Consider the following 26,713-nt stretch of genomic DNA (forward strand, 5'->3'; position numbering starts at 1 on the left):
CAGACGTCCCCGCCCCGGGCGGGGGCCTTCAGGCACCGGGTTCCGGGTCGCCCCGGCGCAGGTCCGCGTCGGACAGCGGCTCCAGATCGCCCCGGGTGTCGAGCCGGTACAGGACCGCCACCGCCGGGAAGACCAGGACCACGGCCACGGCGGTCACGATGACCAGCCAGTGCAGGGTGCTCGGCGCCCCGGCCGCCTCGGCCACGGTCAGCCGGCCGGGGATGAGGTACGGGCGCTGCGCCAGCCCCCAGGCGATCACCGCCGCGCCCATCACGGCGACGGCGGAGACCCGCGACCAGGCGCCGGAGGTGCGCAGCAGCAGCCAGCCGGTGACGACGGTGGCCAGCACGGACACGACGAGGAAGAACAGCCCGGCGCCGTGGCTCAGGCCGTGCCACAGGTGCGGGGCGTCGGCGTGTGCGACGGCCAGGGTGACGGCGCCCAGTACGGCGACGGCGCCCAGGGCTGCCAGGGCCCGCCGCCGGAAGTAGGCGTGGAGATCCGGGGCTTCGTAGCGCACCGCGTCCGCGGCGAGGAAGACCGCGCCGAGGAGCGCCGTGCCGACGACGGCCAGCAGCCCGAAGAACACGGAGGTCGGGTTGTACCAGGCGTGCGCCGTGGGCTCGATGCCCGGACCGACCCGCCCGGAGGCGATCCCGCCCGCGGCGGCGCCGAGGAAGAACGGCGTGAGCAGGGAGGAGATCGCGAACACGGCGCCGTACACGCGCCGTCCGGCCAGCCTGCGGGTGGGTTTGCGCAGGGCGAACCCGGCGCCGCGCAGCACGATCCCGACGGCGGCGAGGGCCAGCGGCAGCCACATGGCGGAGAAGACGGTCTGGAAGAAGACGGGGAACCCGGTCCACATGATCACCAGGACGAAGATCAGCCAGACGTTGTTGACCTCCCAGACGGGGGCCATGGCGTGGTCGATCAGCCACCGGGGCCGCTTGCCCCGCTCCGCCCCGCCCGCCGTCAGGTCCCAGAAGCCGGCGCCGTAGTCGGTGCCGCCCGCACAGGTGTAGGCGGCCACGGCGAGCAGCATGACGAACGCGACGAGGGTGGCGGCGCTCATGTCCGGCCCCCCTCGGCCGGGCCCGCGCCCTCGCCGGCCGCGACCGGCGGCCGGGGACCGTAGGGGGTGTCCTCCTCGGGCGTCGGCGCGGCGCCCGGTCCGGCACGCCGCTCGTCGTCCTCGCGCCATCGGGTGCGCATCTTCAGCAGCACGGCCAGGAAGGACCCGAAGATGAAGACGTACACCACGACGATCAGCCAGAACATGGCCCACAGGGAGCCGGAGCGGGCGCCGGTCACCGCCTCGGCGACACGCATGTTCTCGTAGACGATCCAGGGCTGGCGGCCCACCTCGGTGGTGATCCAGCCGCACTCGACGGCGATCACGCTGGCCACTCCGGCACAGGCCGCGCTGCGGTAGAACCACGGGGACGCGGGCAGTCTGCGGCGCCGGAACCACACGAAGGCGTACCAGAGGACCAGCAGCAGGAGCACCGAGCCGATGCCCACCATGATGTCGAACGTCCAGTGGATGAGGGTCGCCTGGGCCACGGTGGGCCGGTTCTCCGCCGGGACGGACGACAGGCCCTGCACCCGGGTGTCGGGGCTGAAGCCGGCCAGGATGGAGTCGAGTTGGGGGATCTTGATGCCGCCGGTGACGGTCCCGTCGGGATGGAGCCGCCCGAAGAGGTACTCCGGGACGTGCGTGTCGGTGTTCCAGACGATCTCCATCGCCGCGAACTTCACCGGCTGCTTTTCGAAGACCGCGCGGGCGATCGCGTCGCCCAGGACGAACTGCACGGGGGTGAAGACGGCCGCGACGGTGAACGGGACGGTGAAGCCGAGCCGGTGGTAGCGGTCGCGACGGCCGCGCAGCCAGCCGCTGGCGTAGACACCGGCCACCACGAACCCGGCAGTGACCAGCATCGCGACGACGAAGTGCCAGTACTGCGGCCCGAACATCGGGGTGAAGATTGCCTTGCGGACGTCCACGTCGACGGGGTTGCCCTCGGCGTCGAGGGTGAAGCCCCGGGGGGTGTTCATCCAGGAGTTGGCGGCCAGGATCCCGAAGGCGCCGAGCAGCGCGGCCGCCGGCAGGGGCAGCGCGAGCAGGAAGTGGGTCCGGGCGGGCAGCCGGCGCCAGCCGTACAGGTAGATGGCGATGAGGACCGCCTCCAGGAAGAAGGCCCAGGCCTCGACCCCGAACCCGATCCCGAACACGTCGCCCCACCGGCCCATCAGCCCCGGCCACAGCAGCCCGAACTCGAAGGACAGGACGGTGCCCGTCACGACGCCGATCGCGAACTGCACCGCCATCACCGCCGACCAGCGGCGCGCCAGCAGCAGGGCGGTCGCGTCGCCCCGCCGCAGCCCGTAGCCGTGCATGATCAGGGTGATCAGCGGCAGGGCCACGCCCAGGGGCACCAGGATGATGTGCGAGGCGAGGGTGAAGGCCATCAGCGATCGCGCCGGCAGCATCTGGGGCGGGGCCTCCGCCAGCAGGTGGAGCGTGGTGTGCATGCGTGCCTTTCCGGGGACCGGCGGGGAGGTGAGGTCAGCCGCCGGTGGCGAAGCCCGGGAACAGGGTCATGCCGCCGTCCACGTACAGCGTGGCGCCCACGACGTAGTCCATGAGGTCGGAGGCGAGACCGACGGCGGCGTGGGCGATGTCCTCCGGGTCGCCGACCCGCCCGTACGGGATCAGCTTCAGGAGGTCCTGCTCGGCCTGCTCGGTGTCCCACGCGCTGCGGTTGATGGGCGTCCGGATCGCCCCCGGGGCGATCGCGTTGACCCGGATCCGGTGCGGCGCCAGCTCCTGTGCCAGGGTCTCCATCATCATCTGCACGCCGCCCTTGGAGGAGGCGTAGTTGACGTGCCCGGCCCAGGGGATGATCTGGTGCACCGAGCTCATGCAGATGATCTTCCCGGCGGCGCTGGAGACCTCCGGGACGACCCCGCGCCGCAGGAACTCCTTCGTCGCCTCGCGGGCGCACAGGAACTGCCCCGTCAGATTGACGTCGATGACCTTCTGCCACTGGGCGAGGGTCATCTCGGTGAAGGCGGCGTCCCGTTGGAGTCCGGCGTTCGCGACGAGGATGTCGATGGTCCCGAACTCCTCGACCATCCGGTTCGTCATGGCCACGACCTGGGCCTCGTCCGAGACGTCCGCCTCGTACGCCGCCGCGCGCACCCCGAAGGACGCGATCTCCTCGACGACCTTCTCGGCCTCCTCCCGGCCGGCCACGTAGTTCACGACCACGTCGGCCCCGGCCCGGCCCAGACCGATGGCGGTCGCCTTGCCGATCCCGGAGTTGGCGCCGGTCACCAGCGCCTTCTGGCCCTTGAGCAGGTGCGCGGGAATCACTCCCCGGGGTCCTGTCTCGGTGGAACTCACGACCGTCCGCCTCCTCCGCGCCGCCGGCCCGCGCCGTCCGGGCGACGGCACCCGGCGGGTCCGGCGTCACCCAATCACCGGGCCGGGGCGGGGGCGGGCCGCCGCGAAGCGCGTTGCGCCACCCGGACCAGGATCTTCGCCCGGTCGGCGGTGCCCCGCCGTGGATCAGCCCAGGCGTTCGAGGAGATGGTCGCCGACCCGCAGGGCGTTCGCGATGGCCGTCAGCGAGGGGTTCACCGCGCCGATGCTCGGGAAGAAGCTCGTGTCCACCACGTACAGGTTGTCCAGGTCGTGCGCCTTGCAGTGCACGTCCAGGGCGGACGACGCCGGGTCGGTGCCGAAGCGGACGGTGCCCGCCTGGTGCGCGGTGGCCCCGATCGGCATGCCCTTGTGCAGGTAGAGGCTGTGGTCCAGCAGGTGGTGTTCGTGCATGCCGAGGTGTCCCAGCATGCTCTGGAGCTTGTGCCGCAGACGGTCGAGCCCGGCGGTGTTGTGGGTCTCGTCGAGGGCGAGGTGGACGCGGCCGTCACCGTCGAGGGTGACGCGGTTGTCCGGCAGGGGGAGGTCCTCTCCGCACAGCCAGAAGTCCACCGAGTGGTGGGCCATGACCGCGAAGGGCATGTTCGGGGTGACCGCCCCGGCCCAGCGGGGGGCCTCGCCGTGGATCTGCTCGGCGTCCGACTTGCCGAGCATCTGGATCCCGCCCAGCGGGTAGTCGAAGTCGTCCGCCCCCAGGTACCAGTCGTGCAGGGCGAGGGTCTTCTGGAACTGCGTGTCGTTCGGCTCCTTGGACACCGCCATGAGGGCGAGGTTGTTGTGGCGCATGTAGAAACGGCCCACGACGTCGGAGGAGTTCGCCAGCCCGCGGGGATGCCGGTCGTTCGCCGAGGCGAGGAGCAGCACGGCCGAGTTGACCGCTCCGCAGGCGACGACCACGATGTCCGCCGAGAAACGGGCCTCCTCACCGCCGTCGAGCCGGGCCACGACGGAGCTGACCGTGCGTCCGGTCGGGTCGGTCTCCAGCCGGAGCACGTGCGCTCCGGTGACCAGCTCCACCCCGGGGTGGAGCAGGGCGGGCTCCACGCAGACCACCTGGGCGTCGGATTTCCCGCGCACCAGGCAGGGGAACCCGTCCACCCGGTTGCAGCGGATGCAGACGCTCGACGGGGTGGCCCGCCCGGCCGCGTCCTGCACCAGGTCGACCCCGATCGGCAGGTGGAAGGGGTGCAGCCCCTGCTTCTCCAGGTCGTCGCTCAACTGCTGGATGCGCGGCTCGTGTTCCACCGGAGGGTGGGCGTACTGGGCGCTCGCCGGGCCCTCGGAGGGGTCCTCCCCGTGCCGGCCGTGCACCCGGTAGAGGTGCTCGGCCTGGGTGTAGTACGGCTCCAGGTCCTCGTAACGGACCGGCCAGGCCGGGGACATGCCGTCGTGGTGGCGCAGCTCCCCGAAGTCCTCCGGGCGCAGCCGGAACAGGGCCGCGCCGTAGAACTTGGTGTTGCCGCCCACGTAGTAGTTGACCTCGGGCGGGAACTCCCGGCCGTGCTTGTCCAGCCAGAACTCCGGCGCCCGGTACTTGCCCTTGACGAACACCGCCGTGGAGTCCCAGTTGTCCCGCTCGCGGGGCAGGAACCCGCCGCGTTCGAGGATCAGGATCCGTTTCCCGGACGGGGCGAGCCGGTGGGCGAGGGTGCCGCCGCCCGCTCCCGTCCCGACGACGATGACGTCGTAGTGCGGAGCGTCGTTCACGGCGACCACCGTCCTCGGGTTGCGGCGCCGGCTCTCCGAACGGGTCCGGCGCGGCGGGATCCCCCTTCGAACGTATACGCCCCCCGCCGGTGCGGCACCCGGGGGAGGCCGGGGACGCGGGGGCCGGGAGACGCGGCGGCCGGGGGCGCGCCCGTGGCGGGGCCGCCCGGCCCGCGACGCCCCGTCACAGGACGGCGATCGGGTTGACCGGCGAGCCGGTGGCGCCGGGCAGCCGCAACGGGGCCACCGCGCACAGGAAGCGCCAGTTGCCGAGCTCCGCGCAGGCGCCGGCCAGCCCGTCCAGGTCCAGATAGTCCATCAGCTGCATGCCGAGGGCGTGCAGGGCCAGGACGTGGACCGGGAAGGGGACGCCGGCCACCGGGCTGGGGGCGGTGTCGTTGTTCCCGTCCGAACCGAGGACGGAGACCTGCCGGTCGGCCAGCAGCCGGACGCACGTCGGGTGCAGGCCCGCCCGCGCGTGCGCCGCGTCCCACGGGCCGGTCTCCCGGCGCCGGCGGCGGTGCCCCACACGGACGAGCAGCAGGTCGCCCGGACCGGCGCGCACCCCCTGTGCCTCCTCGGCGGCCAGCAGGTCGTCGACGGTCACGCAGTCCCCGGGATCCAGCCAGGGGACGCCGCGCAGCCGGGGGACGTCCAGCAGGACCCCGGGGCCGACGATCCCGTTCCGCACCAGGTCCACGGTGAGCCCCCGACCGCCGTCGGAGGTCAGGCGGCTCTCCGGGAGGCCGCCGTGGAGTTCGCCGTCGAACACGACGTGGCACAGCGCGTCGAGGTGGCTGTGGGCGTCGCCGTGCACGTTCATCGCGAACCGGTCCAGGGCGAAGTGCACCCCCGGAGCGCCGCTCTCCCGGGCGGTGGGCGCGGTCAGCCGGTAGACGGCGGGCTGGGGGTCGTCCGGGCCCGGCCGCGTCTCGATGGGAGCGGCCAGCGACACGGTGCGCCCGTGGCGCACGCCGGCGGCGGCCGCGGCCACGCGGGCGGGGGTGAGGTGCGCGAGGGTGCCGCGCCGGCGCTCGTCGCCGGTGGCGTCCGCGGTCCGGCGCAGGGCGGCGTGGAGGTCGCGGAAGGCGGCCTCCGTCATGAAAGGCGAGTCCGCCGGGTGCGGTGTCGCCTCGTCCGTCACGTCCGTCACGCGGGTCCTCCTGCTCTGGCGAAGGCTCCGCATCCACTGTCCGCCGCGGCCGCGGCCCGCGCATCCCGGTGGCCGGCCGCCGCGTCCTACGCGGGTGCCGCGGCCCGCCAGCCCGGTTCGAGGCGGTCCAGCAGCAGGGTGAAGGCCCGGTCGGCCCGTTCCCGGTCGCCGTCGGCCAGGGGGGCGACCAGCAGGCCGAACATGCCGTCGACGAGCAGGGTCGCCTCGGTCCGGGCCCGCGCCGCCGGCAGGCCCAGGCCGACGAAGAGCCCGCAGAGCAGATCGGTCCAGCCGTTGAGCACCTCGCGCATCACCGGCCCGTACCGCTCCGGGTGCAGGACGCTGGTGGTCATCATCTCCAGGTAGAGCGGGAGGACCGCCCGCATCTCCGGCACCCCGAACTGCCGCCAGGCCCGCTCGATGGTCCGCCGCAGGGCCGCGGCGTCCCGGGGCGGGTCTCCCGCCTGCTCCAGCAGCAGCCGCAGCCGGATGAGGGGGCGCTGCTCCTCCAGGGCGAGAGCCTCCGCCACCATCCGCTCCTTGGTGACGAAGTAGTACAGCAGCATGCGGTCACTGGTGCCGACGGCCCGGGCCAGGGGGCGCAGGGACAGGTCGGACAGGCCGTGGTCGAGCACGTAGCCGCGGACCCGGCGCAGCAGGTCGCGGCGTTTGGCGGGATCGACCGGTCGGGGCACGGGCACCTCCGGAGGCGGGACGTGAGCGGTGTCCGGTATGAGATGTAATATCAAAACTTTAACGTAATGTCCGTTACGTGTATGATGTAAATGTAGCACCTGCTACGTGAACGGCGGCCGAGGTTCCCCGGCCCCGTCGCACCTCCTACCGTCCGGGCCACCGGCACAGAAGGGACTGATGACCATGGCCCGCTCCACCGTCCTGCTCCGGCGCCCCCTGCGACGCGACCGGACGGCGCTGCCGACCGCCGTGCCGGCGGCCGTGCCGGTCGGGCCGCGTCGAGCGCCATGGGTGCGGAGGAACGCCTCGGGGTCGTGGCTCACCCGGAACGCCGCCCTCTGGGCCCGCAGCCTGGAGCCGCTGCGCCCGCTCTGCGCCCCCGCCGGCCGGGCCACCGACCGCGAGGCCTCCTGGCCGCTGGTGCGCGATCCCGCGTCGGCCGGCCGGGCCCGCCGGCTGGTCCGCGAACGCCTGCGGGGCTGGGGCCTGGCCGGGGACGCGGACACGGTCGACACCGCCGAACTCCTCGTGAGCGAACTGGTCACCAACGCCCTGCGGCACTCGCGGGGCCCCGTACGGCTCAACCTCCGGGCCCTCGACGGCCGCCTGATGTGCGTGGTGGAGGACACGAGCGACGCCGGCCCGGTGCGCCGCACGGCCGGCCCGGCCGCCGAGGGCGGGCGCGGCCTGGAGCTGCTCGACCTGCTCAGCGAGTCCTGGGGCAGCTCGTGGACGGCCGTCGGCAAGGCCACCTGGTTCTCGCTGTCCGTGCCGCCGGGGGCCCTGCGTGCCGACCGCCGGCCTGACCGGTTCCGCACGGCCTGACCTGCTCCGCGCGGCCCGTTCCGCACCGTCGGCCCGGACGGCCCACCGTGCTCAGGGGCGGTGCCCGGCGACCGACCGGCGCGCGACGGGGAAGTCGAAGTAGCTGTCGGGGAACGGCTCCGGCCGGTAGGTGAAGTGCCACCACTCCTCGGGCAGGTTGACGAAGCCCTCCGCCGCCAGCGCCGTCCTCAGGCGCCGGCGGTTCTCGCGCTGTGCCTCCCCGACGCGCGGGTCGTCGGTGTGCGACAGGGTGTCGAAGCAGTCGAACCCGGTCCCCATGTCCACCGGGCCGTCGGGGTACCGCTCGGCCCGGGGTGCGTCGCAGGCCCCCGGCTCCCGCCCCGGCCGCGGCGGGTGCGCGGGCAGGTCGGGCAGCCGTACGAGCGTCACGTCCACGGTGCTGCCCCGGCTGTGCCCCGACCTCCTGGCGATGTAACCGTCCTCGAACAGCCGGGACTTGTCGACGCGCGGATAGAACTCCGCCTTGTGCCGCTGGTCGTCCGGGTCCTCGGCCCACCGTACGAAGTGGTCGACGGCCCGCTGCGGCCGGTAGCAGTCGTACACCCTCAGCGCATGGCCCTGGCGCAGCAGGGCGGCCTGGGCCCGGCGCAGCGCGTCGGCGGCCGGGCGGGTCAGGATGCAGACGGGCTCCCGGTAGCCGTCGATCGGGTCGCCGACAAAATTGCGCGGGCCCGCGTAGCGGATGTCCTGGCGGATCGTCGGGTCCACCGAGGCGAGCGTCACGAACGCGCGGGGGGCCCGGAGCCCGGGGGTCCGCGCCTCCGCCCCGGCCCTGGTGGCCGGGGCGAGCACAAGGACGGTGGCCGCGGCGACGGCGGCGGTCACGGCACGACGTGCCGTGCGGCGGTGCGGGCGCTGGGGGTGCTGCGGGGGCGGGGGGACGGTCATCCGGTCCTCCATCGGCGCGGACGGTGCGGAAGGTGTCCGCCCCACCCTGTCAGCCGCCGGCCGGCGCGGGGTGCAGCGCGTCGTGCGCCGGGCAGTGGCGGTGCCGGAACCCGCCGGAGGTCCTGGACGCTCCGGCGAGGTGCGGGTGGCCCGGCTCCAGCCCGGTGTGCACGTGCTCCTCGCCCTCACCCTCCGCCTCCGCCTCGGCCGCCGGTTCCGCTGCGGGCCACAGCCGGGCCGCCGCCCCCGCCGCCACGGCGGCGACGGCCCCCAGGGTCACGGCGGCGGTCAGGAGCCCGGCCGTGGCGCCGAGCCATCCCGCCAGCGGATAGGTGAGCAGCCAGCAGACGTGCGACAGCGAGAACTGCGCGGCGAACAACCGGCCGAGCTCCCCGGGCGGCGCCGAGCGGCGCAGGACCCGGCCGGTCGGGGTGAGCACCAGGGAGCAGGCCGCGCCGAAGACGGCCCAGGCGGCCAGCAGGGCCGGCCACCGCCAGCCGCCCCCCGTGAACGAGGTGAGGGCGGCGAGGGCCGCGAAGACCACCGGCAGGGCCACCGCCCCGCCCGTCATCACGGTGCGGTCGGAGATCCGGTCGAGCGCGCGGGGCAGCGCCAGCGCCACGGCCATCGATCCGGCGCCGTAGGCACCGAGGGCGAGGGCCACGTCGCCGGCGCCGCGCGACAGTTCGCTCCGTACGTAGACGACGGTGTTGACCGTGACCATGGCGCTCGCCGCGGCCACCGCGAGGTTCAGGCACAGCAGGGCGCGCAGCCGCGGCACCCTGAGGAACAGCCGGCCGCCCGCGGTGGCCTTCGCGTACACCCCGCCGCCCGCCCGCGGGGCGGGCGCGGGCCGGGGCACCGCGGCGGAGGCCACCAGGACCGCCGAGGCGAGGAACCCGGCGACGGTGCCGAGGAAGAGCCGGTCGTATCCGACGACGGTCAGCAGCGCGGCCGCCAGGGCCGGGCTGAACAGGCTCTCCAGGTCGTAGGCGAGCCGGGACAGCGAGAGGGCCCGGGTGTAGTCCCGCTCCCGCGGCAGCAGCTCCGGGACGACGGCCTGGAAGGTGGGGGTGAAGGCGGCGGAGGCCGCTTGCAGGACGAAGATCAGTACGTAGACCTGCCAGACCTGGTCCACGAACGGCAGGGCCAGCGCGACCGCCCCGCGCAGCAGGTCGGAACCGACCATCAGGGCGCGCCGGGGGAGCCGGTCGGCGAGGGCGCCGACCAGGGGTGCGATGCCGACGTAGGCCACCATCTTGATCGCCAGGGCGGTGCCCAGGACGGAGCCGGCCCGGGAGCCGGCGATGTCGTAGGCGAGCAGGCCGAGCGCGACGGTCGCGAGGCCGGTGCCGACCAGGGCGACGACCTGGGCGCCGAACAGGCGCCGGTAGGTGCGGTGGCGCAGGACCGAGAGCATGTGCGCACCTCCTTTGCGGGCCGGACGGGCCGGACGGGCCGGACGGGCCGGACCGGACGGGGCGGGACTGCGGTGCCCGCCCCTCCACCGTACATACATGTGCGCATGTGTGCACATGATGGCGGGCACTCCCCGGTCTGCCGGACGGCCGGGACTTAGGCTGTGCCCATGCCAGTCAGCGAATCGGTTCCACCTGCGGGTGATGCGCATCTGGGCGCGCCCGACGACGCGCGCCTCCAGGAGGCCGCCGCGGTGTTCGGCATGCTCTCGGACGCCACCCGGCTCCACCTGCTGTGGCTGCTGGCGGAGCGGGAGTCCGACGTGGGCTCGCTCACCGAGCGGTGCGCCGCGTCGCGCACGGCGGTCAGCCAGCACCTGGCCAAGCTCCGGCTCGCCGGGCTGGTGGAGACCCGCCGGGAGGGTCGGCACGTGCACTACCGGCTCCGCGACGGCCACCTGCGCCGGCTGGTCCTGGAGGCGCTGAGCCACGCCGACCACCGGGTCACCGGCGAGGCCCCGCACGACTGAGCCCCCGGCCCGCACCGGCGGAACGAGCACGGGCCCGGCGGCTTGCGCCGACGGGCCTCGTGGCCGGGGTGCGGTCCCGTCGCGGCCTGGATGGCCGAACCGCACCCCGGCGTCCCGCGCCTACCCCGCCGCGCGCCGTTCATGGCAGCGCGCGGCGCGGCGGGCGTCAGCCGAGAACCGCGGTGGCCTCGATCTCGACCAGGTGCTCGGGGACGTCCAGCGCCGCGACGCCCAGCAGGCTGGCCGGCGGTACCGGGGTGACGCCCAGCTTCGCCGCGGCCCGTGCGATCCCCTCCTGGAGCAGGGGCATCATGCCGGGCGTCCAGTCGACGACGTACACGGTCAGCTTCGCCACGTCGGCGAGGGTGGCCCCGGCGGCCGCCAGCGCCGTGGCGACGTTGAGGTAGCACCGCTCGACCTGCGCCGCGAGGTCGTCCGCCCCCACCGTGACGCCGTCGGCGTCCCACGCGACCTGTCCGGCGACGAAGACCAGCCTCGACCCCGTCGCGATCGCCACCTGCCGGTAGGCGTCGATCTCCGGCAGTCCTTCCGGGTTCACCAGTGTGATGGCCATGTCGTGCCCGCCTCTTCCCTGAGCCCATGCTCTCTTGTGGTTACTCGGAAACCGTAGGAGAGTGAGGCCTGACCTGGAAGAACGCACTTTTCGGTAACGGGGGAACCTCATGGTGACCAAGCAGGTCACGGCCACGCAGGGCACGGACCCGGCGGACGTGACGCGGGCGGACTCGCTGGCGCGGGAGATCTTCTCGGACATCGCCAACAAGTGGGCGCTGCTGATCATCGAGGCGGTGGGCGACCGCACCCTGCGCTTCAGCGCACTGCGCGACGAGGTCGAGGGCATCAGCCACAAGATGCTCACGCAGAACCTGCGCATGCTCGAACGCAACGGCCTGCTGCTGCGCACGGTGCACCCCACCGTGCCGCCGCGGGTCGAGTACACCCTCACCGAGCCGGGCCGCGCCCTGCGGGTGACCATCGACGGCATGTGCGACTGGACGCACCGCCACCTCGGTCACATCGAGGCGGCCCGCCACCGCTTCGACGCCTGATCCCCAGGGCGCGCCGCAGGGTCGAACGGCCGCCGTCGGCGGCCACGACGTAGCGCGCGCGAACGGGCGGGCCCGACGTGAAGGCGACCGTCACCCCCTCGGCGTCCTGCTCGATGCCCGCCACCTCCCGCCCGAAGGCGATCGTGCCCCCCAGTTCGGCGAGCCGCGCCGCGAGGATCTCCTGCGTACGCCGCTGGGGAAGCGTCCACGGACCCGCGAACGGGGCGCCCTCGTCGGCCGCGACCTCGTCGGACAGCCGGTGCTCGCCGACCCGGACCCCCTCCTGCCAGATCATGCCGACCGGGTACGGGCCGCCGGCGGCCAGGACGGCGTCGAGCACGCCCAGGTCGTGGAGGACCTCCAGGGTGCGGGGCTGGAGTCCCTTGCCGCGGGTGCCCGGGAAGAGGGCGTCGGCCCGTTCGACGACGAGGGCCCGTACCCCGCGGCGGGCGAGGTCCGCGGCCAGCGTCAGCCCGGTGGGGCCGGCCCCCACGACGAGCACTTCGGTGCGGTCTGCGCGCACGTTCACGACATTCTCCTTAACGCTGTTAAGTCAGCGGCTCCCGCTTCACCGGCACCGAGCACGCCGTCCAGCTGGAGGAGAACCTGCGCGCCTTCGCCGCCGCCGGGTTCGACCCCACCCGGGCCGTGCGGGCCCTGACCACCACGTACCTCTTCACCCTGGGGTTCGTCACCGAGGAGCAGGGGGTCGTACCCCTCCCGGGCGACCGCCGCGAGGGGTACGGCATCGACGAACGGGCCGCGCGGATGGCGGACTTCCCCCTCGCGGCGGCCGCCGGCGCGGACCACTTCCAGGACCGCGCCGCCGCCCTCGAGGAAGGCCTCGGTCTGATCGTCGCGGGCATCGAGGCCCGCTACGGCATGGCGTGAGCGGTGGGCGGGAGCGCCCCGGCCCCGCGGGAGGCCGGCGCGCTCAGGGGGCGTTCAGGGGTGTTCGGGGCGCGGGGGAGCGCATTCGAGTAGAAGATCAATTCGAATGCGCCCCCCGGGGTGACGGCCGCCCGTCCAAGATCGTCCGATTGCTAGCGTCCTGGCCGTGACTCACTTCATGCAGTCCGGCACGGAGCCGGACACCTTCGTGCTGCCCTCGCCCGGCCGGGCGAGCGAATCGTTTCGTCCCGTGCTGCTGGACCCGGCCCGGCCCGCCGATGCGGCCACCCTGGCCGCCCTGCGGGACTCGCCCCTGCTGCGCGAGGTCCACGACCGCATCGAGGACCAGGTGGCCGAGCTCGTGCGCGCCCTCGCGCCCGCGGAGCCCTTCGGCCCCGCGGCCCTGCACCGGGCGGTCTCCGAGGTCACCGGAGGTCGCGCCGAGGCGTACGGCAGGTGGGTCTGGTACCCGTGGTCGGGACGCCTGGTCCACGTGCTGCCCGAGGAGGAGTTCCGCCTGGTCCGCACCGACCGCAACCGCGGCCGGATCACCCGTGAGCAGCAACGGGGCCTGCTGCGGCGGCGCGTGGGCGTCATCGGGCTCTCCGTCGGCAGCAGCGCGGCGCTGACCTGCGCCATGGAGGGCGTCGGCGGGGCCTTCCGGCTGGCCGACTTCGACCGGCTGAGCCTGTCGAACCTCAACCGGCTGCGCGCCGGCGTCCACGAACTCGGCCTGGAGAAGACCGTGCTGTGCGCCCGGCGCCTGTACGAGCTCGACCCCTACCTGGACGTCGAGATCCACCGGGAGGGCGTCACCGAGGAGAACATCGGCGCGTTCTTCGGAGCGGCGGAGGACGGCACGGACGGCGCGGACGACGGCGCCGGCCACGGCGGCGACGGGTCCGGCGCGGGCTCCGGTATCGACGTGCTCATCGAGGAGTGCGACACCGCGTGGGTCAAGGTCGCCGCCCGCGAACACGCCCGGCGCCACCGCGTTCCCGTCCTCATGGACACCAACGACCGCGGCATGCTCGACATCGAGCGCTACAACACCGAACCCGCCCGGCCGCTCTTCCACGGCCGCATCGGCGACACCACCGCCGCCGACGTGCGCGGCCTCGACCGGGCCGGGACCGTCGACTTCCTCCTGCGCGTCGTCGACGCGCAGGAGCTGAGCCCCGCCATGGCGGACGCCCTGCCCCGCATCGGCCGCACCCTCTCCAGCTGGCCCCAGCTCGCCGACGGGGTCATGCTGGGCGCGGCCCTCGTCACCGACGCCGCCCGCCGGATCCTGCTCGGCGAACCGCTGCCCTCCGGACGGCACCGCATCGACCTCGACGAACTCGTCCCCGCCCGGGCACCCCGGCCCGCACGGCACGGAGCCGCCCTGTGAACCGGGTACCCGTACTGCGCGGCGAGCACCTCCGGCTGCGCGAGCTGCACGCCGACGACCACGAGCCCTTCGCGCGGATCCTGACCCACCGCGTCCTGACCCGCTTCCTCGGCGTGGACCGGATGGACCCCGGCCAGGCCCACGACACCTTCGCCCGCAGCCTCGCCCAGCCCCACGCGCACCCGCGCCGCCGGTACACCCTGGCCGTCTGCGCGCCGGACGACGACACCTTCCTCGGCACCATGGGACTGCTCGTGGAGGACTACGGGAGCAACGCCATGCTCACCAGCCTGGTGCTGCTGCCCGGCTCCCCGGTGCGCGGACACGGGCACGAGGCCGGACGGCTGCTGATGGCCTACGGCTTCGGGCACCTCGGCCTGCACCGCATCTGGGCCGGGCACCGCAGCGACCACCACCACATGCCGAGGGTCATGCACGCGGCAGGACTGCGCCCCGAGGCCACCCTCCGCCAGCTGTTCAGCACCCGCGGGTGCTGGCACGACGTCACCACCTACGCCGCCGTGGCTCCCGAGTGGAAGCTCCAGGCGAGCGGGAACGAACTCGCGATCCTCGACGGTGTCCGCCCGCTCGACCGGGTCTGAGCCGGCCACGTCCCCCGGGTGGGGTCCGCCTCACGGGCGCCCGGTGAGGGCGGCCACCAGCGCCCGCAGCCGGGCCGGGGTGGCCTCCTCCAGGGAGCCCAGCACGGTGCGGCCGGGCGCCGGGTCGATCGGGGCCACCGAGGGCACGGCGAGGACCTGGCAGCCCGCGGCCTCGGCCGAGGCCACACCGGTGGGGGTGTCCTCCACCGCCACGCACGCGGCCGGCGGGACGCGCAGGGCACGGCACGCGGCCAGGTAGGGCTCGGGGTCCGGCTTGGTCAGCGCGGTGTCGTCGGCCGTGACGGTGACGGCGAACCCCCCGTGCCCCGCCTCCGCCAGCGCGGAGACGACGGTCTGCGCGACCTCCCGGGGCGAGGCCGTGACGAGGGCGGTGGGCACGCCCTCGTCACGCAGCGCCCCCAGCAGGGCGAGGGCGCCGGGCCGGGGCACGACCCGGGTGCGGACCCGCTCCGCGAAGGCGCGGTGCAGCGCGGCGGCGATCCGCGGGGCGGGCGCGCCGCTGCGCCCGGCGAGGAACTGCGCGGTGTGGGCGACGGGCCGGCCCAGCACGTCGCCCTGGTCGGCCGCGACCAGGGCCTGGCCCAGCCCGGCGGCCGTCTCCGCCACGGTGTCCCACCACAGCTGCTCGGTGTCGACGAGGGTGCCGTCCATGTCGAAGAGGACGGCCTGCAGCGTCGGCGGGACGGGGGAGGTCGAGGAGGTCACGAACGGTCTCTTTCCGGTACGGGGGAGCGTGTCGGCGCAAGCCGCCCGGGCTCCGGGTCCCGGGGCCCGGGACGGCCGGAGGCCGGGCGTACGTCCACCGGGTCAGCGCGGGCGGGGGGCCACCAGGACCGGGCGGTCCGGGAGCGACACGCGGACGGGCGTGCCCGGCGTGAGGGCGGCTGCGTCGTGGGCGGGGAGGTCCGCCTTGACCTGCGTACCGTCGCCCAGGAGGACCGTCAGGCGGACGGTCGCGCCCAGGAACGAGGCGCCCGCCACCCGGTCCGGTCCGGCGCCCGCGACGACCCGCACCGCCTCCGGCCGTACGAGGACGTCGACCTCGGTGCCGTCCCCGCCGGCCGGCGGGGTGCCGTCGACCGGAAGGCGCCTGCCCAGGACCTCGACGGTGCCGTCGGCGGCGCGCAGCCGGCCCGGGACCCGGCTCATGGTGCCCACGAACTCGGCGACGAAGGCGGTGGCCGGGCGGGCGTACAGCTCCGCGGGGGCGGCGCACTGCTCCAGGCGGCCCGCCCGCATGACGGCCACCCGGTCCGCCATGGACAGGGCCTCCTCCTGGTCGTGGGTGATGAAGAGGGTGGTGATGCCCAGTTCCTGCTGGAGGCGGCGGATCTCCTCGCGCAGCGTCAGCCGGACCTTGGCGTCCAGGGCGGACAGCGGCTCGTCCAGGAGCAGGACGCGGGGCCGCAGGGCGAGGGCGCGGGCCAGCGCGACGCGCTGCTGCTGGCCGCCGGAGAGCTCGTGCGGGAAGCGGTCGCCCTTGTCGGCGAGGCCGACCAGGTCCAGGAGTTCGCGGGCCCGGCCGCGCCGTTCCGCGGCCCCGACCCGCCGCATCCGCAGGCCGAAGGCCACGTTGTCGACGGCGTTCAGGTGCGGGAAGAGGCTGTAGGACTGGAAGACCATGCCGGCGTCGCGGCGGTGGGCCGGTACGGCGGTGACGTCCTTGCCGTCGAGGAGGATCTCGCCGGAGTCCGGGTGCTCGAAGCCCGCCAGCATGCGCAGGGCCGTGGTCTTGCCGCAGCCGGACGGGCCGAGCAGGGCCAGGAGTTCGCCGGGGCGCACCGTCAGGTCGAGTCCGTCGAGGGCGGTGGTGGAGCCGAAGGACCGGTGCAGGCCGCGCAGTTCGACGGTGGCCGCGCCGGACCGGGCTGCCGGGCCCGGCGCGGGGGCCGGGACCGGTGCGGAGGTGGTGGGTGCGCTCATGGGGGATGTCATTTCCGGTCGGTGGAGGCGGAGGCGGAGGGGGTGCGGCGGCCGAGGCCGGCGAGGCCCAGAAGCAGCAGCCAGGTCACCAGCAGGCTCATGACGGAGACGGCCACGGACATCTGGGCCTCGGAGCCACTGATGTTGACGATCCAGACGGCGAACGGCCGGAACCCGAGGAGCTGGGCGGTGGTGAACTCCCCCAGCACCAGGGCGAGGGTGAGGAAGGCGGCATTGAGGAGCGCCCCGCGCAGGTTCGGCAGGACCGCCCGGACCAGGGCATGCGGCAGGCTCGCTCCGCAGCTGCGCGCCGCCTCGACGAGGGTGCGCACGTCGAGGGCGCGCAGGCCCGCGTCCAGGGCGCGGTGCACGAAGGGCAGGGCCATGACCGCGTACGCGAGGACGAGCACCACGGGGAAGCCGGGGTCCTGGACGGCGACGAAGGTCTGGAAGAGGGGGGTCCGGGAGAGGTGCTCGGGGCCCCACTTCAGGACGGTTCCGATGCCGGCGACGAAGGCGATGGGCGGGACCACCAGCGGCAGCGAGCACACCACCTCGACCACGGGCCGCAGCCGGGGCGCGCCCAGGCGCAGGGCCACCATGGCCGGGACCATCAGCAGCAGTACCAGGGCGACGGTGGCCGCGGCGAGCTCGAGGGAGAGCAGCAGGCTGGGCAGGAACCCCTCGGTGCCGAGGATGCGGGTGTAGGCGTCGAGGTTCACGCCGCGGCCCGGTACGTCGACGGTGAAGACCACGGAGGCGGCGAGCGGCACCAGGAAGTACAGGGCCGCGGCGGCGAGGACGAGGGCGCGCCAGGGGGCGGCCGGGGTCAGGCGAGCCATCGGGCGCTCCGTCGTTGCAGGGGCAGGTGGACCGCCATCACGAGGCCGGCCACGAGGACCATGTCGAGGCTGAGGGCGAGGGCCACGTTCTCCTGCCCGATCAGCACGTTGCCGGAGATGGCGTCGGCGATCTGCAGGGTGACCAGCGGCACCGAGCTGCCCACCATCGCCGCGGCCGTGGCGTAGGCGGCGAAGGCGCTGCCGAAGAGCAGGACGAGGCCGCCGAGGAGGGAGGGGGCGAGGACCGGCAGGGCGACGTGCAGCCAGTACTGGCGGGCCGTCGCGCCGTTGTTCCGGGCGGCCTCCCGCCACTGGACGCGCAGCCCCTCCAGCGCGGGGGTGATGGTGAGGACCATGAGGGGCACGAGGAAGTAGAGGTAGACGAGCACCAGGCCCCAGAAGCTGTAGAGGCTCCAGCCGGTGTCGGCCAGGCCCAGTGCGCGGGTCAGGACGCCGGAGTTGCCGAGGGTGGCGACGAAGGCGAAGGCGAGGGGAACGCCGCCGAAGTTGGCGAGGACGCCGGAGGCGGTCAGGACGGCTTCGCGCAGGGCGCGCAGCGGGGAGCTGACGACGGCCTGTGCGAGGAGGAGGCCGAGCAGGGCCGCGAGGGCGGCGGAGGTCGCCGACAGCTTCACGCTGCCGGTCAGGGCGGTGAGGTAGGCGCCCTGCCAGGAGGCGGTCAGGTTGCCGAGGCCGTACACGGCGGCTCCGGTGGCCGGGTCCTCGACGGTGAAGGCGCCGTTCAGCATGGCGACGGCGGGCAGGCCGAACGCGGTCGCGGCGAACAGCAGCAGCGGGACGACGGCGAGCGCGCCGGAGCGTCCGGCCCGCCGCCGCCCGGTCCGGGCGGCGGGTGCGGCGGGCGCCGGGGGGCCCGCCGGGGCGGCGGCCGCGGGGGGAGCGGCCGCCGTACGGGGAGGGTTCGTGTCGGTGGTCATGTGGGTCGTGTCGTGTCCGGTCGTGTGCGGTGTGCGGTGTCCGGTGGTGGTGGTCGGGCCGGCGCTCAGCCGGCGACCGCCTTGCCCCAGCTCTGGGAGAGGGTGGCCTTGGCCTTGGTCTGCTGGGCCTCCGTCGGGAAGGACGGGGTACCGCTGACCTGCGGGAGCTTCGCGGCCGCCGCCTTGTCGAGGGTGCCGGCCTGCTCCATGGCGGGCATGAGGACCGGACGGGCGTACCCCTTCAGCCAGAGGTTCTGGCCCTCGGCGCTGTACAGCCACTCCTGCCACAGCCGCGCGGCGGCGGGGTGCGGCGCGTCCTTGTTGATGGCCTGGGCGTAGAACTGCGCGTACTTGCCGTCCTCGGGGACGGCCACCTTCCAGTCGACGCCCTTGCCCTTGAACTGCTCGGCGTAGCCCGAGTTCAGGTAGTCCCAGTCGATGCTGATCGGCGTCTCGCCCTTCTCGACGGTGGCCGGGGTGGACTCGACGGGCGTGAAGTTGCCGTTCTTCTTCAGCTGGCCGAAGAAGTCGATGCCGGGCTGGATGTCGTCCAGGGAGCCGCCGTTCGCGAGGGCGGCCGCGTAGACGCCGCCGAAGGCGGAGCCGGACTTGGTCGGGTTGCCGTTCAGGGCGACCTGGCCCTTGTACTCGGGCTTGAGGAGGTCCTTGAAGGTGGTGGGGCAGTTCTTGACGCGGGCGGCGTCGCAGCCGATGGAGACGTAGCCGCCGTAGTCGTTGTACCAGCGCGCCTGGTCGTCCTTCTGCGCCGAGGGGATGTCGCCGAAGGAGGCGACCCGGTACGGCGCGAACAGATCCTGCTGGGCGCCGCTGACGGCGAAGGAGGTGCCGAGGTCGAGGACGTCGGGGGCGCGGTCCTGGCCCTTGCGGCCGGTGACGGCGTTGATCTCGTCCTGGCTGCTGCCGTCGGGGTTCTCCACCTCGACCTTGATGCCGTACTTCTGGGTGAAGCCGTCGATGAGGGCCCCGTAGTTGGCCCAGTCGCGGGGCAGGGCCATCGCGTGCAGGACGCCTTCCTTCTTCGCGGCTTCGACGAGGGCGTCCATGCCGCCGAAGTCCGCCGCGGAGGTGGCGGTGGCGGCGTCCTTGCCGGTGGCGGTCTTGTTGCCGGCCTTCTCGGGGGCGGCGCCGCAGGCGGTGAGGGTGAGGGCGGCGACGACGGCGAGGCAGCCGGCGAGGGCGGCGTTTCTCGGCAGGGACACGGGTCTCTCCTGGGAGGTTGCGCGAGGGGCGCGCTGCGGGACGAGCGGCCCGGGAAGGGCGGACTCGGTGGTTCCGAAGGCAACTTGTCTGAACAAGTTGGCCTCAGTAGGCCCGGCATCCATGACCGCCCGGTGAACGGAAAGCGACTGGTTCCGGCCAATAACCTGGACACTCTCCGCTCGTTTCGAGCCAGTCGGCCCTGCCCTTACGCTGTACGCGACACACCCCCTGGCGCACAGTCAGCGCTCACGACGAGGGACGGGAGCACCATCGATGACGGCCCGGCACGAGGAGATCGCCGAGGAACTGCGCCGGGCGATCGACCGCGAGGAGTACGCGGTGGGGGCGCTCCTGCCCGCCGAGACGGACCTCGCGGCCCGGTTCGGCGTCTCCCGCGGCACCGTCCGGCAGGCCGTGCTCGCCCTGACCGCCGAAGGCCTGATCGGATCCCGCCAGGGCGCGCGCCGCGTGGTGCTGGCGGGCCGCCGCAGCCAGAGCTTCGGCGAACTGCGCAGCTTCGCCCAGTGGGCCGCCGCCATGGGACGCTCCGCGACCGGGACGGTGGTCTCCACGCGCTACCGGCCCGCCACCGGCCGCGACGCCATGCGGCTCCAGGTCGAGCCCGACACGCCCGTCCTCCACGTCCTGCGCGTCCGCGGCCTCGACGGCGACCCCGTCCTGCTCGAGCGCACCGTGTACGCGGACTGGATCGCCCCCGCCGTCGAACGCATCGAGCCGGACTGCCCGTCGGTGACGCAGCGGCTGCTGGACGACACCGGGCTGGTGTTCGCCCACGGGGAGCACCTCATCGACGCGGTCGCCGCCGGGGCACGGGACGCCGAGCACCTCGGCGTGCGCCGCACCAGCCCGCTGCTGCGGGTGCGCCGCCTGACCACCACGCGCGAGGGCCGGCCCGTGGAGTGGTCCGACGACCGCTACCGCCCGGACGCCGTCAGCTTCAGCGTCCGCAACTCCATCGGCAGCAACCCCCTGGCCCGCCGTACCGGCCCCGCCCTCGCCTGACCCGGCCCGCGCGCCCCGCTCCGAGTCGCCCGATCGGTCCCGGGCGCGACAGCATGGAGGGAGGACGGTCGTCGGGACGTCCTCCGGAGGAGGCGATACGGGCGGTGACCAGATCTCGCTTTGCGTTCTGCGGGGCCGAGCTCGCCGCTGTCTACGTGGTCGCCGACCAGGACAGGGAACTCCACCTCGCCGAGCTGACCGGCGACCGCGGGGTCCTCTACGGGCTGCCCGCGATCCTCGCCGTCGCCGGGCACTCGCCCGCCGCCAACGCCTTCCGCTCCGGCCGCCCGCTCTGGCTGACCCCCAAGGAACTCGCCGCGTTCATCGAGGAGGAGCCCCACCACTTCCCCACCCGGGTGCGCGACGGCGACCCCCACTCCCCGGCCCGGATCTCGCTCGGCGCACTGCCCCTGGGCCACGGGGATCAGGAGCTGGGCTGCCTGGTCGTGGCAGGCGAGGTGGGGGAGGGCTTCAGCGCCGACGACCGCAGTCTCCTGGAGCTCTACGCCGACCAGGTCGCGGCGGGCCTCGAAGCCGTCAGCACCCGGCTGAGCGGGCACCGCAGCCCGCAGGCCCACCTCGGCCAGTCCCTCGTCCCGCACCAGGGCGGAGCCTTCATCCTCGAACTGGGCACCGGCCGCATGGAGGCCCACGCGCACGTGCTGGAGCTGCTCGGCCTGCCGCCGGAGCACTTCGACGGGCAGGTGGAGACCCTCCTCGCCTGCGCCGTCCCCGACGACATGCCCGCGCTGATGGCCATCGTGGAGCCGGACCGGCTGGTCGCCGCCGGACAGCAGCTGGCGTTCCGCATCCGCCGCCCGAACGGGGAACTGCGCTGGCTGGGCCTGCGCTGCCGGGTCGAGGTCGCCCCCGACGGCGCCCCGCGGCGGGTCCTCGGCGTCGTGGCAGACGCCACCTACCTGCGCCCCAGCGCGGACGAGGTGTCCCTCGTCCAGCGGCTGTCGGCCACGCTGGCCGGCGCGGCGACCGTCCGCGAGGTCGGCCGGCTGGTCGTCGCCGCCCTGCGCGAGCCGCTCGGCGCGACCCGGGTCGCGGTCGGCGAACTGGAACCTGAGCGGCTCATCGTCACCGCCCTCGACCCGCCGGAGCCCGACGCCTGGCCCGAGCTCTGGCGCTCCGAATGGCGCTCGGAGTGGCCCGACGTCCCCCTGGGGGAGCTGCCCACCCTCCAGAGCGCCCTGCGCAGCGGCCACATGGGCCTGTGGCCGCCCGGCGCACCCCTCGAACCGGGCCTCCTGGACGTCGGACCCGGCGGCCTCGCCGTGCTGCCGCTGCCCGCCGAGGGCAGGCTGGTCGGGGTGTGCCTGGTGGGGTGGGACGGGGAGCATCGCTTCGGCCCCGAGGAGCGCTCGCTGCTGACCGTGACCGCCGGCCTCGCGGGACAGGCCCTCGTCCGCGCCCACGCCCTGGACGCGCGCCACGAACTCGCGACGATGCTCCAGCGCAGCCTGCTGCCCCGCAAGCTCCCGGAACTCCCGGGCGGCGTCGCCGTCGCCCGCTACCTGCCCGCCACGGCCGGACTGGAGGTGGGCGGCGACTGGTACGACGTCATCCCGCTCACCGACGGCCACGTGGCCTTCGTCATCGGCGACGTGCAGGGGCACAGCGCGGGCGCGGCCACCATCATGGGCCAGATGCGCACGGCGGTCCGGGCCTACGCGGTGGAGGGCCACCCCCCGGACGTGGTGGTCGCGCGGGCCAACCGGCTGCTCGTCGGCATGGAGACCGACCTCTTCGCCACCTGCGGATACGTCGACCTCGACATGGAGGAGGGCATCGCCCGGGTGGTCCGGGCGGGACACCTGCCGCCGCTGCTGCGCCACCCCGACGGCGTGACCGAGGAGCTGGCCGTGGAGGGCGGACCGCCGCTCGGCGTGCTGGCCGACGCCGAGTTCCCCATGACCGAGACCGGACTGCTGCCCGGGACCCTGATGGTCCTGCTGACCGACGGGCTGGTCGAGTCCGCCCGGCTGCCGGTGGAGGAGGGTGTGCGGCGGGTGTGCGAGGCGCTGGCCGAGGCCGACCCCGCCGACGTCGGAGGCGTCGCCGACGAGCTGGTCGCGGGGGTGCGCCGGCGCGACGACGACGTGGCGCTGCTCCTGCTGCGCTACGACGGCACCGGCGGTCGGCCGAAGCGGAGCCACTGGACGGTGTGGCGACTGCCCAAGGCGGTCCTGCACGCACGCCGCTTCACCGCCCGCACCCTGCGCTCCTGGGGGCTGGCGGGTCAGGTCGACGCCGCCCTGCTGATCGTGTCCGAGCTGGTCACCAACGCCATCGCGCACACCCAGGGAGAGATCGGGATGGACCTGACCCTCTCGGCGGACCGGCTGCGGATCGCCGTGAACGACGCCTCCCCGCGCAGCCCCGTCAAACCGGTGGCGGTGAGCTGGGAGTCGACGGGCGGACGCGGGCTCTTCATCGTCGAGGCGACGACGACCGCCTGGGGTTCGGTGCCGCTGAGCGGCGGCAAGCAGGTCTGGGCGGAGATCGCCGTCGACCGGACGGACGGCTGAGGCGGGGCCCGGACACGAGGTCCGGGCCCCGGGGGCTCAGGTCCGCGCGGCGCTCGGCGTCGCCCCGGTCGGCGTGGCGGGCCGGGAGAGGGCGCTCGGCCACCAGGACCGCGGGCCGATGTCGATGACCAGGGCCGGCACCAGCAGGGAGCGCACGACGAGGGTGTCCAGCAGGACGCCGAACGCCACGATGAAGGCGATCTGCACGAGGAAGGCCAGCGGGATCACCATCAGCGCGGCGAAGGTCGCCGCGAGCACCACCCCGGCGGAGGTGATCACCCCTCCCGTGGTGACGAGGCCGCGCAGCACGCCCTCGCGGGTGCCCAGGGCCAGGGTCTCCTCGCGCACGCGCGACATCAGGAAGATGTTGTAGTCCACGCCGAGGGCCACCAGGAACACGAACCCGTACAACGGCACGGAGGCGTCCGTTCCGCTGAAGCCCAGCAGGTGCTCGAAGACCAGCGCGGACACGCCCAGCGTCGCCACGAAGTTCAGGGCCACCGTCGCCACCAGCAGGAGCGGCACCACCACCGAACGCAGCAGCGCGACCAGGATGAGCAGGATGATGCCGAGGACGACCGGGACGATCACGGTGCGGTCGCGGGCGGAGGTCTGCTGGGTGTCGAACTGCTGCGCCGTGTAGCCGCCGACCAGCGCGTCGGCGCCCGGCACCGCGTGCACCCGCTCCCGCAGCCGCTGCACGGTCTCCTTCGCGGCGTCGCTGTCGGCCGCCGCGTCGAGCGTGGCGTCCAGCCGCACCCGGCCGTCCACCACCAGCGGCGGGCCCGCGCCGGGCCGGCCTCCCGCGGTGGCGGGCACGACGGCCGCGACGCCGTCCGTGCCGTCCGCGGCCGCACGTACCTCCTCGGCCCGGTCCGCGGCCGCGATGATCACGGCGGGGTTCCCGGAGCCGCCGGGGAAGTGGCGGGCGAGGGTCTGCTGCGCGCTCACCGAGGGCGCGTCGTTGACGAAGATCTCGTCGAGCGGCACGCCCTTCGAGGACAGGCCGGGGGCGAACGCGGCCAGGACCAGGAGCAGCAGGGCCGAGGAGGCCCAGACCCGCCGCGGCGCCCGGTCGATGAGAGCGGCGATCCGGCGCCACACGGCGTGCCCGTCGGCGGTGGCGTCGGCGGCCTTGGGGGTGGCCGGCCAGTAGGCCGCGCGCCCGAGCAGGACCAGGACGGCGGGCAGGAAGGTCAGGGCGCTCAGCGCCGCGCAGACGATGCCGATCGCGCCGACCGGCCCGAGGGCCCGGTTGTTGGTCAGGTCGCTCGCCAGCAGCGCCAGCAGACCGAGGGCCACGGTCGCCGCGCTGGCGGTGACGGCCCCGGCCGAGCGGCGTACGGCGGCCAGTGCCGCGGCCGCCCGGTCGCCTCGTACGGCCAGCTCCTCGCGGAAGCGGGCCGCGATGAGCAGGGCGTAGTCGGTCGCGGCCCCGATCACGAGGATCGACAGGATCCCCTGGACCTGGCCGTCCACGCGGACGGCGCCCCGGTCGGCCAGGGCGTAGACGACCGCGCAGGCCAGGCCGAGGGCGAGCACCGCACTGAAGATGATCACGAGGGGGAGCAGCACGCTGCGGTACACCAGCAGCAGGATCAGCAGGACCGCCCCGAGCGCGACCCCGAGCAGCAGTCCGTCGATGCCGGCGAAGGCGTCCCCGAGGTCCGCCTGGGCGGCGGCGGGTCCGGCGATCTGCACGGTGGCGCCGGGCACCTGGCCGGCTGCCTGCCGGACCTCGTCCAGCACCGTCGGGAGTTCCTCCCCGAGGTCGGGGGCGAGGGGCACGACGGCCTGCATCGCCAGGCCGTCGTCCGAGAGGAGCGCCGGCGAGGGCGGGGAGGCGATGCCGCTGCGGCCCGCGAGGCCCCCGACCGCCCGGGTGGCCGCCTCCTGCTGGGCGCCGGTCACCCGCTGCCCGTCCGCGGTCCACACCAGGACGGCGGGAACGGACGCCGAGGTCTCGAAGGGCTTGCGGGCCTCGATCACGCGGGTGGACTCGGCGCCGCGGGGGAGGAAGGCCGCCTGGTCGTTCGTGGCGACCTCGCCCAGCCGGCCCGCGTACGGGCCGAGGGTCCCGCCGATGCCGAGCCAGGCGATCAGCAGCACGAGCGGGACGATCCAGAAGGCCCAGCGTGGTGTCTTTTTCAATGGGGGTCCTCGAGCACGGGTTTCGAATGATCAGGTCGGCAATCGTCTAAGTCAACGATAAAGAATGTCAATCATCGAGACATCATATGCTGAGATCATGCATGCGACCGAAGCCTCCCCACCTGTACTTCCGGCCGACGACCCCATCGGGTTGCAGTCGTTCGCCGTACTGCTGCGCCGGATGAACGCGGAGTTCAATCGCATCGCCCAGGAATTCGCCCATGCGCAGGGCCTGCACCTCACGGACGTGCAGGCGATGATCGCCGTACTGGACGCCGACGCCGAGGGCCCCGGCGGCCCCATGACGCCCGGCCGGCTGCGCAAGCAGATGAACCTCACCTCGGGCGCCATGACGGCCTGCCTGGACCGGCTGGAGCGGACCGGGCACATCCGCCGCGTCCGGGCGGCCGACGACCGCCGGGTGGTCCACCTGCACTACGAGGAGCGGGCCCGGCAGGTGGCCCGCGAGTACTTCCGCCCCCTGGCCCTCGGCACGGACGCCGCCCGCGCCCGCTTCAGCGACGACGAGCTGCGCGTGGTGGTCCGCTTCCTCGCCGAGATGAACCGGGAGCTGTCCGTCGTGGGTCGCTGAGGAGCCCGTCCGGGCTCCGTCCGGCATGGTGGTGGTGAGCCCTCCCGACGGGAGGACGCGGGCCCGGACGGAACGTCGGAAGGGGCGGCCATCTCCGTGGACGCGCATGCGAAGGGGGCGGGACGCACGCCGGCGCGGCACCGCCGCGGCCGCCGGCGGGGCCCGCGATGACCGGCGAGGTGGTCCTGTTCGCCCTGGTGATCGCCCTGTCCCCGTTCACCCTCATCCCCGCCCTCTTCATGCAGTTCGCACCGCGGGCGCACGCCGCGGGCGGGGCGTTCACGGTGGGCTGGGTGGCCGGGGTCGCCGTCCCGGTGTCCCTCTGCGTGGCGCTCACCCCCCTGGTCCAGCGCTTCGAGGGCGGCCACTCCTGGACCGCCTGGGTCCGCATCGTCCTGGGCGGGCTCCTGGTGCTGCTGGGCGTCCGTCAGTGGCTGGTGCGCCACGGCAAGGCCGCCCCCGGCTGGATGCGGCTGCTCGCCGACGCCAGCCCGGGCCGCGCCTTCCGGCTCGGGCTGCTGCTCTCCCTGCTCAACCCGAAGATCTTCCTGCTCTCCGCGGCCGCCGGTTTCGCGATCGCGACCGCGGACCCGGGCCCCTCCGGCGCCGCGACCGCCGTCGTGGTGTTCACGGCCTGCGCCGCCTCCACGGTCGTCCTGCCCGTCCTGCTCCGGCTGCTCCTCGGGGAACGGGTGGTGGAGCCGCTGGCCCGGACCCGGAGCGCGCTGGAGCGCAATGCCGCGGGGGTCATGGCCGTCGTCATCGCCGCCATCGGAGTCCTGGTCCTCGTGGAGGGACTCGTCGACCTCTGACCACCCTCACCTCC

The 26,713-nt window shown here is 74.3% G+C and carries 23 protein-coding genes and 3 pseudogenes; 10 read left to right on the forward strand and 16 right to left on the reverse strand.

Annotated features, from left to right (window positions below):
• Positions 1-28: 28 nt before the first annotated feature.
• The 6 genes from ACPU2J_RS31865 to ACPU2J_RS31890 form a co-directional block, all read right to left on the reverse strand.
• On the reverse strand, positions 29-1,072 hold the full coding sequence (locus ACPU2J_RS31865; RefSeq protein WP_420078526.1) for a cytochrome d ubiquinol oxidase subunit II: 1,044 nt from the start codon (positions 1,070-1,072) through the stop codon (positions 29-31).
• A complete protein-coding gene (locus tag ACPU2J_RS31870) occupies positions 1,069-2,532 on the reverse strand; it encodes a cytochrome ubiquinol oxidase subunit I (protein ID WP_420078525.1) in 1,464 nt (487 codons plus the stop codon). Before ACPU2J_RS31870 ends, ACPU2J_RS31865 begins: the two co-directional genes overlap by 4 nt.
• 34 nt (positions 2,533-2,566) lie before the next feature.
• Positions 2,567-3,361, reverse strand: coding sequence for an SDR family oxidoreductase (locus ACPU2J_RS31875; RefSeq protein ID WP_365490145.1), 795 nt, complete (start codon positions 3,359-3,361; stop codon positions 2,567-2,569).
• Between the two features lie 210 nt (positions 3,362-3,571).
• Positions 3,572-5,152, reverse strand: coding sequence for a GMC oxidoreductase (locus ACPU2J_RS31880; RefSeq protein ID WP_420078524.1), 1,581 nt, complete (start codon positions 5,150-5,152; stop codon positions 3,572-3,574).
• Positions 5,153-5,336: 184 nt separating this feature from the next.
• Entirely contained in the window at positions 5,337-6,254 is a 918-nt protein-coding gene (locus ACPU2J_RS31885; RefSeq protein WP_420082285.1) for a cyclase family protein, read from the reverse strand.
• A gap of 137 nt (positions 6,255-6,391) precedes the next feature.
• Positions 6,392-7,000, reverse strand: coding sequence for a TetR/AcrR family transcriptional regulator (locus ACPU2J_RS31890; RefSeq protein ID WP_420078523.1), 609 nt, complete (start codon positions 6,998-7,000; stop codon positions 6,392-6,394).
• Positions 7,001-7,178: 178 nt separating this feature from the next.
• On the opposite strand from ACPU2J_RS31890, the gene ACPU2J_RS31895 reads away from it, so the two are divergent.
• Positions 7,179-7,826, forward strand: coding sequence for an ATP-binding protein (locus tag ACPU2J_RS31895; RefSeq protein ID WP_423834609.1), 648 nt, complete (start codon positions 7,179-7,181; stop codon positions 7,824-7,826).
• Positions 7,827-7,877: 51 nt separating this feature from the next.
• On the opposite strand, the gene ACPU2J_RS31900 is transcribed toward ACPU2J_RS31895, so the two are convergent.
• Entirely contained in the window at positions 7,878-8,735 is an 858-nt protein-coding gene (locus ACPU2J_RS31900) for a M15 family metallopeptidase (protein ID WP_420078521.1), read from the reverse strand.
• Between the two features lie 49 nt (positions 8,736-8,784).
• The gene (locus tag ACPU2J_RS31905; RefSeq protein ID WP_420078520.1) at positions 8,785-10,155 is read right to left on the reverse strand and encodes an MFS transporter; all 1,371 of its coding nucleotides are present in this window, start codon (positions 10,153-10,155) and stop codon (positions 8,785-8,787) included.
• 168 nt (positions 10,156-10,323) lie between these two features.
• Here ACPU2J_RS31905 and ACPU2J_RS31910 point away from each other — a divergent pair, with 168 nt between their 5' ends.
• Positions 10,324-10,683: an ArsR/SmtB family transcription factor gene (locus ACPU2J_RS31910; RefSeq protein ID WP_361604912.1), complete on the forward strand. Its 360-nt coding sequence runs from the start codon at positions 10,324-10,326 to the stop codon at positions 10,681-10,683.
• Positions 10,684-10,849: 166 nt separating this feature from the next.
• Here the strand turns inward: ACPU2J_RS31910 and ACPU2J_RS31915 are convergent, their stop codons facing one another.
• Entirely contained in the window at positions 10,850-11,257 is a 408-nt protein-coding gene (locus ACPU2J_RS31915; RefSeq protein ID WP_423834610.1) for a RidA family protein, read from the reverse strand.
• 109 nt (positions 11,258-11,366) lie between these two features.
• Between ACPU2J_RS31915 and ACPU2J_RS31920 the strand changes: the two genes are divergently transcribed.
• Positions 11,367-11,753: a winged helix-turn-helix transcriptional regulator gene (locus ACPU2J_RS31920; RefSeq protein ID WP_365489115.1), complete on the forward strand. Its 387-nt coding sequence runs from the start codon at positions 11,367-11,369 to the stop codon at positions 11,751-11,753.
• Here ACPU2J_RS31920 and ACPU2J_RS31925 read toward each other — a convergent pair.
• Positions 11,752-12,276: pseudogene (locus ACPU2J_RS31925) on the reverse strand (FAD-dependent monooxygenase); the annotation flags it as partial. The gene ACPU2J_RS31920 and the pseudogene ACPU2J_RS31925 sit on opposite strands and share 2 nt — an antisense overlap.
• A 32-nt stretch (positions 12,277-12,308) precedes the next feature.
• On the opposite strand from ACPU2J_RS31925, the pseudogene ACPU2J_RS31930 reads away from it, so the two are divergent.
• The 3 genes and pseudogenes from ACPU2J_RS31930 to ACPU2J_RS31940 form a co-directional block, all read left to right on the forward strand.
• Positions 12,309-12,644: pseudogene (locus tag ACPU2J_RS31930) on the forward strand (TetR/AcrR family transcriptional regulator C-terminal domain-containing protein); the annotation flags it as partial.
• Between the two features lie 166 nt (positions 12,645-12,810).
• Complete coding sequence (locus ACPU2J_RS31935; RefSeq protein ID WP_423834611.1) at positions 12,811-14,037, forward strand: ThiF family adenylyltransferase; 1,227 nt, start codon at positions 12,811-12,813, stop codon at positions 14,035-14,037.
• Positions 14,034-14,639 carry a GNAT family N-acetyltransferase gene (locus tag ACPU2J_RS31940; RefSeq protein WP_365071560.1) on the forward strand — a complete coding sequence of 202 codons (606 nt, stop codon included), beginning with the start codon at positions 14,034-14,036 and terminating at the stop codon, positions 14,637-14,639. Before ACPU2J_RS31935 ends, ACPU2J_RS31940 begins: the two co-directional genes overlap by 4 nt.
• Before the next feature lie 54 nt (positions 14,640-14,693).
• Here ACPU2J_RS31940 and ACPU2J_RS31945 read toward each other — a convergent pair.
• From ACPU2J_RS31945 to ACPU2J_RS31965, 5 genes and pseudogenes are all read right to left on the reverse strand, one after another.
• Positions 14,694-15,311, reverse strand: a pseudogene (locus ACPU2J_RS31945) (HAD family hydrolase); the annotation flags it as partial.
• A 156-nt stretch (positions 15,312-15,467) separates the two neighbouring features.
• Positions 15,468-16,583, reverse strand: coding sequence for an ABC transporter ATP-binding protein (locus ACPU2J_RS31950; RefSeq protein WP_420078516.1), 1,116 nt, complete (start codon positions 16,581-16,583; stop codon positions 15,468-15,470).
• Between the two features lie 8 nt (positions 16,584-16,591).
• Complete coding sequence (locus tag ACPU2J_RS31955; protein WP_420078515.1) at positions 16,592-17,425, reverse strand: ABC transporter permease; 834 nt, start codon at positions 17,423-17,425, stop codon at positions 16,592-16,594.
• The gene (locus ACPU2J_RS31960; protein WP_420078514.1) at positions 17,413-18,363 is read right to left on the reverse strand and encodes an ABC transporter permease; all 951 of its coding nucleotides are present in this window, start codon (positions 18,361-18,363) and stop codon (positions 17,413-17,415) included. The genes ACPU2J_RS31955 and ACPU2J_RS31960 overlap by 13 nt, the downstream gene beginning before the upstream one ends.
• Positions 18,364-18,428: 65 nt before the next feature.
• The gene (locus ACPU2J_RS31965; RefSeq protein ID WP_365139153.1) at positions 18,429-19,583 is read right to left on the reverse strand and encodes an ABC transporter substrate-binding protein; all 1,155 of its coding nucleotides are present in this window, start codon (positions 19,581-19,583) and stop codon (positions 18,429-18,431) included.
• 274 nt (positions 19,584-19,857) lie between these two features.
• On the opposite strand from ACPU2J_RS31965, the gene ACPU2J_RS31970 reads away from it, so the two are divergent.
• Positions 19,858-20,607, forward strand: coding sequence for a GntR family transcriptional regulator (locus ACPU2J_RS31970; protein ID WP_399821940.1), 750 nt, complete (start codon positions 19,858-19,860; stop codon positions 20,605-20,607).
• Between the two features lie 104 nt (positions 20,608-20,711).
• Positions 20,712-23,144, forward strand: a complete 2,433-nt coding sequence (locus ACPU2J_RS31975) for a SpoIIE family protein phosphatase (RefSeq protein WP_423834612.1) — start codon at positions 20,712-20,714, stop codon at positions 23,142-23,144.
• A gap of 36 nt (positions 23,145-23,180) precedes the next feature.
• Here ACPU2J_RS31975 and ACPU2J_RS31980 read toward each other — a convergent pair whose 3' ends face one another.
• Positions 23,181-25,295: an MMPL family transporter gene (locus ACPU2J_RS31980; RefSeq protein WP_420078512.1), complete on the reverse strand. Its 2,115-nt coding sequence runs from the start codon at positions 25,293-25,295 to the stop codon at positions 23,181-23,183.
• A gap of 97 nt (positions 25,296-25,392) precedes the next feature.
• Here ACPU2J_RS31980 and ACPU2J_RS31985 point away from each other — a divergent pair, with 97 nt between their 5' ends.
• Positions 25,393-25,887 carry a MarR family winged helix-turn-helix transcriptional regulator gene (locus ACPU2J_RS31985; RefSeq protein ID WP_361601647.1) on the forward strand — a complete coding sequence of 165 codons (495 nt, stop codon included), beginning with the start codon at positions 25,393-25,395 and terminating at the stop codon, positions 25,885-25,887.
• Positions 25,888-26,054: 167 nt separating this feature from the next.
• Positions 26,055-26,699, forward strand: coding sequence for a GAP family protein (locus ACPU2J_RS31990; protein WP_420078511.1), 645 nt, complete (start codon positions 26,055-26,057; stop codon positions 26,697-26,699).
• The last annotated feature ends 14 nt before the right edge of the window (positions 26,700-26,713 follow it).

The organism is Streptomyces manipurensis (genome assembly GCF_049570255.1).
GTDB lineage: Bacteria > Actinomycetota > Actinomycetes > Streptomycetales > Streptomycetaceae > Streptomyces > Streptomyces manipurensis.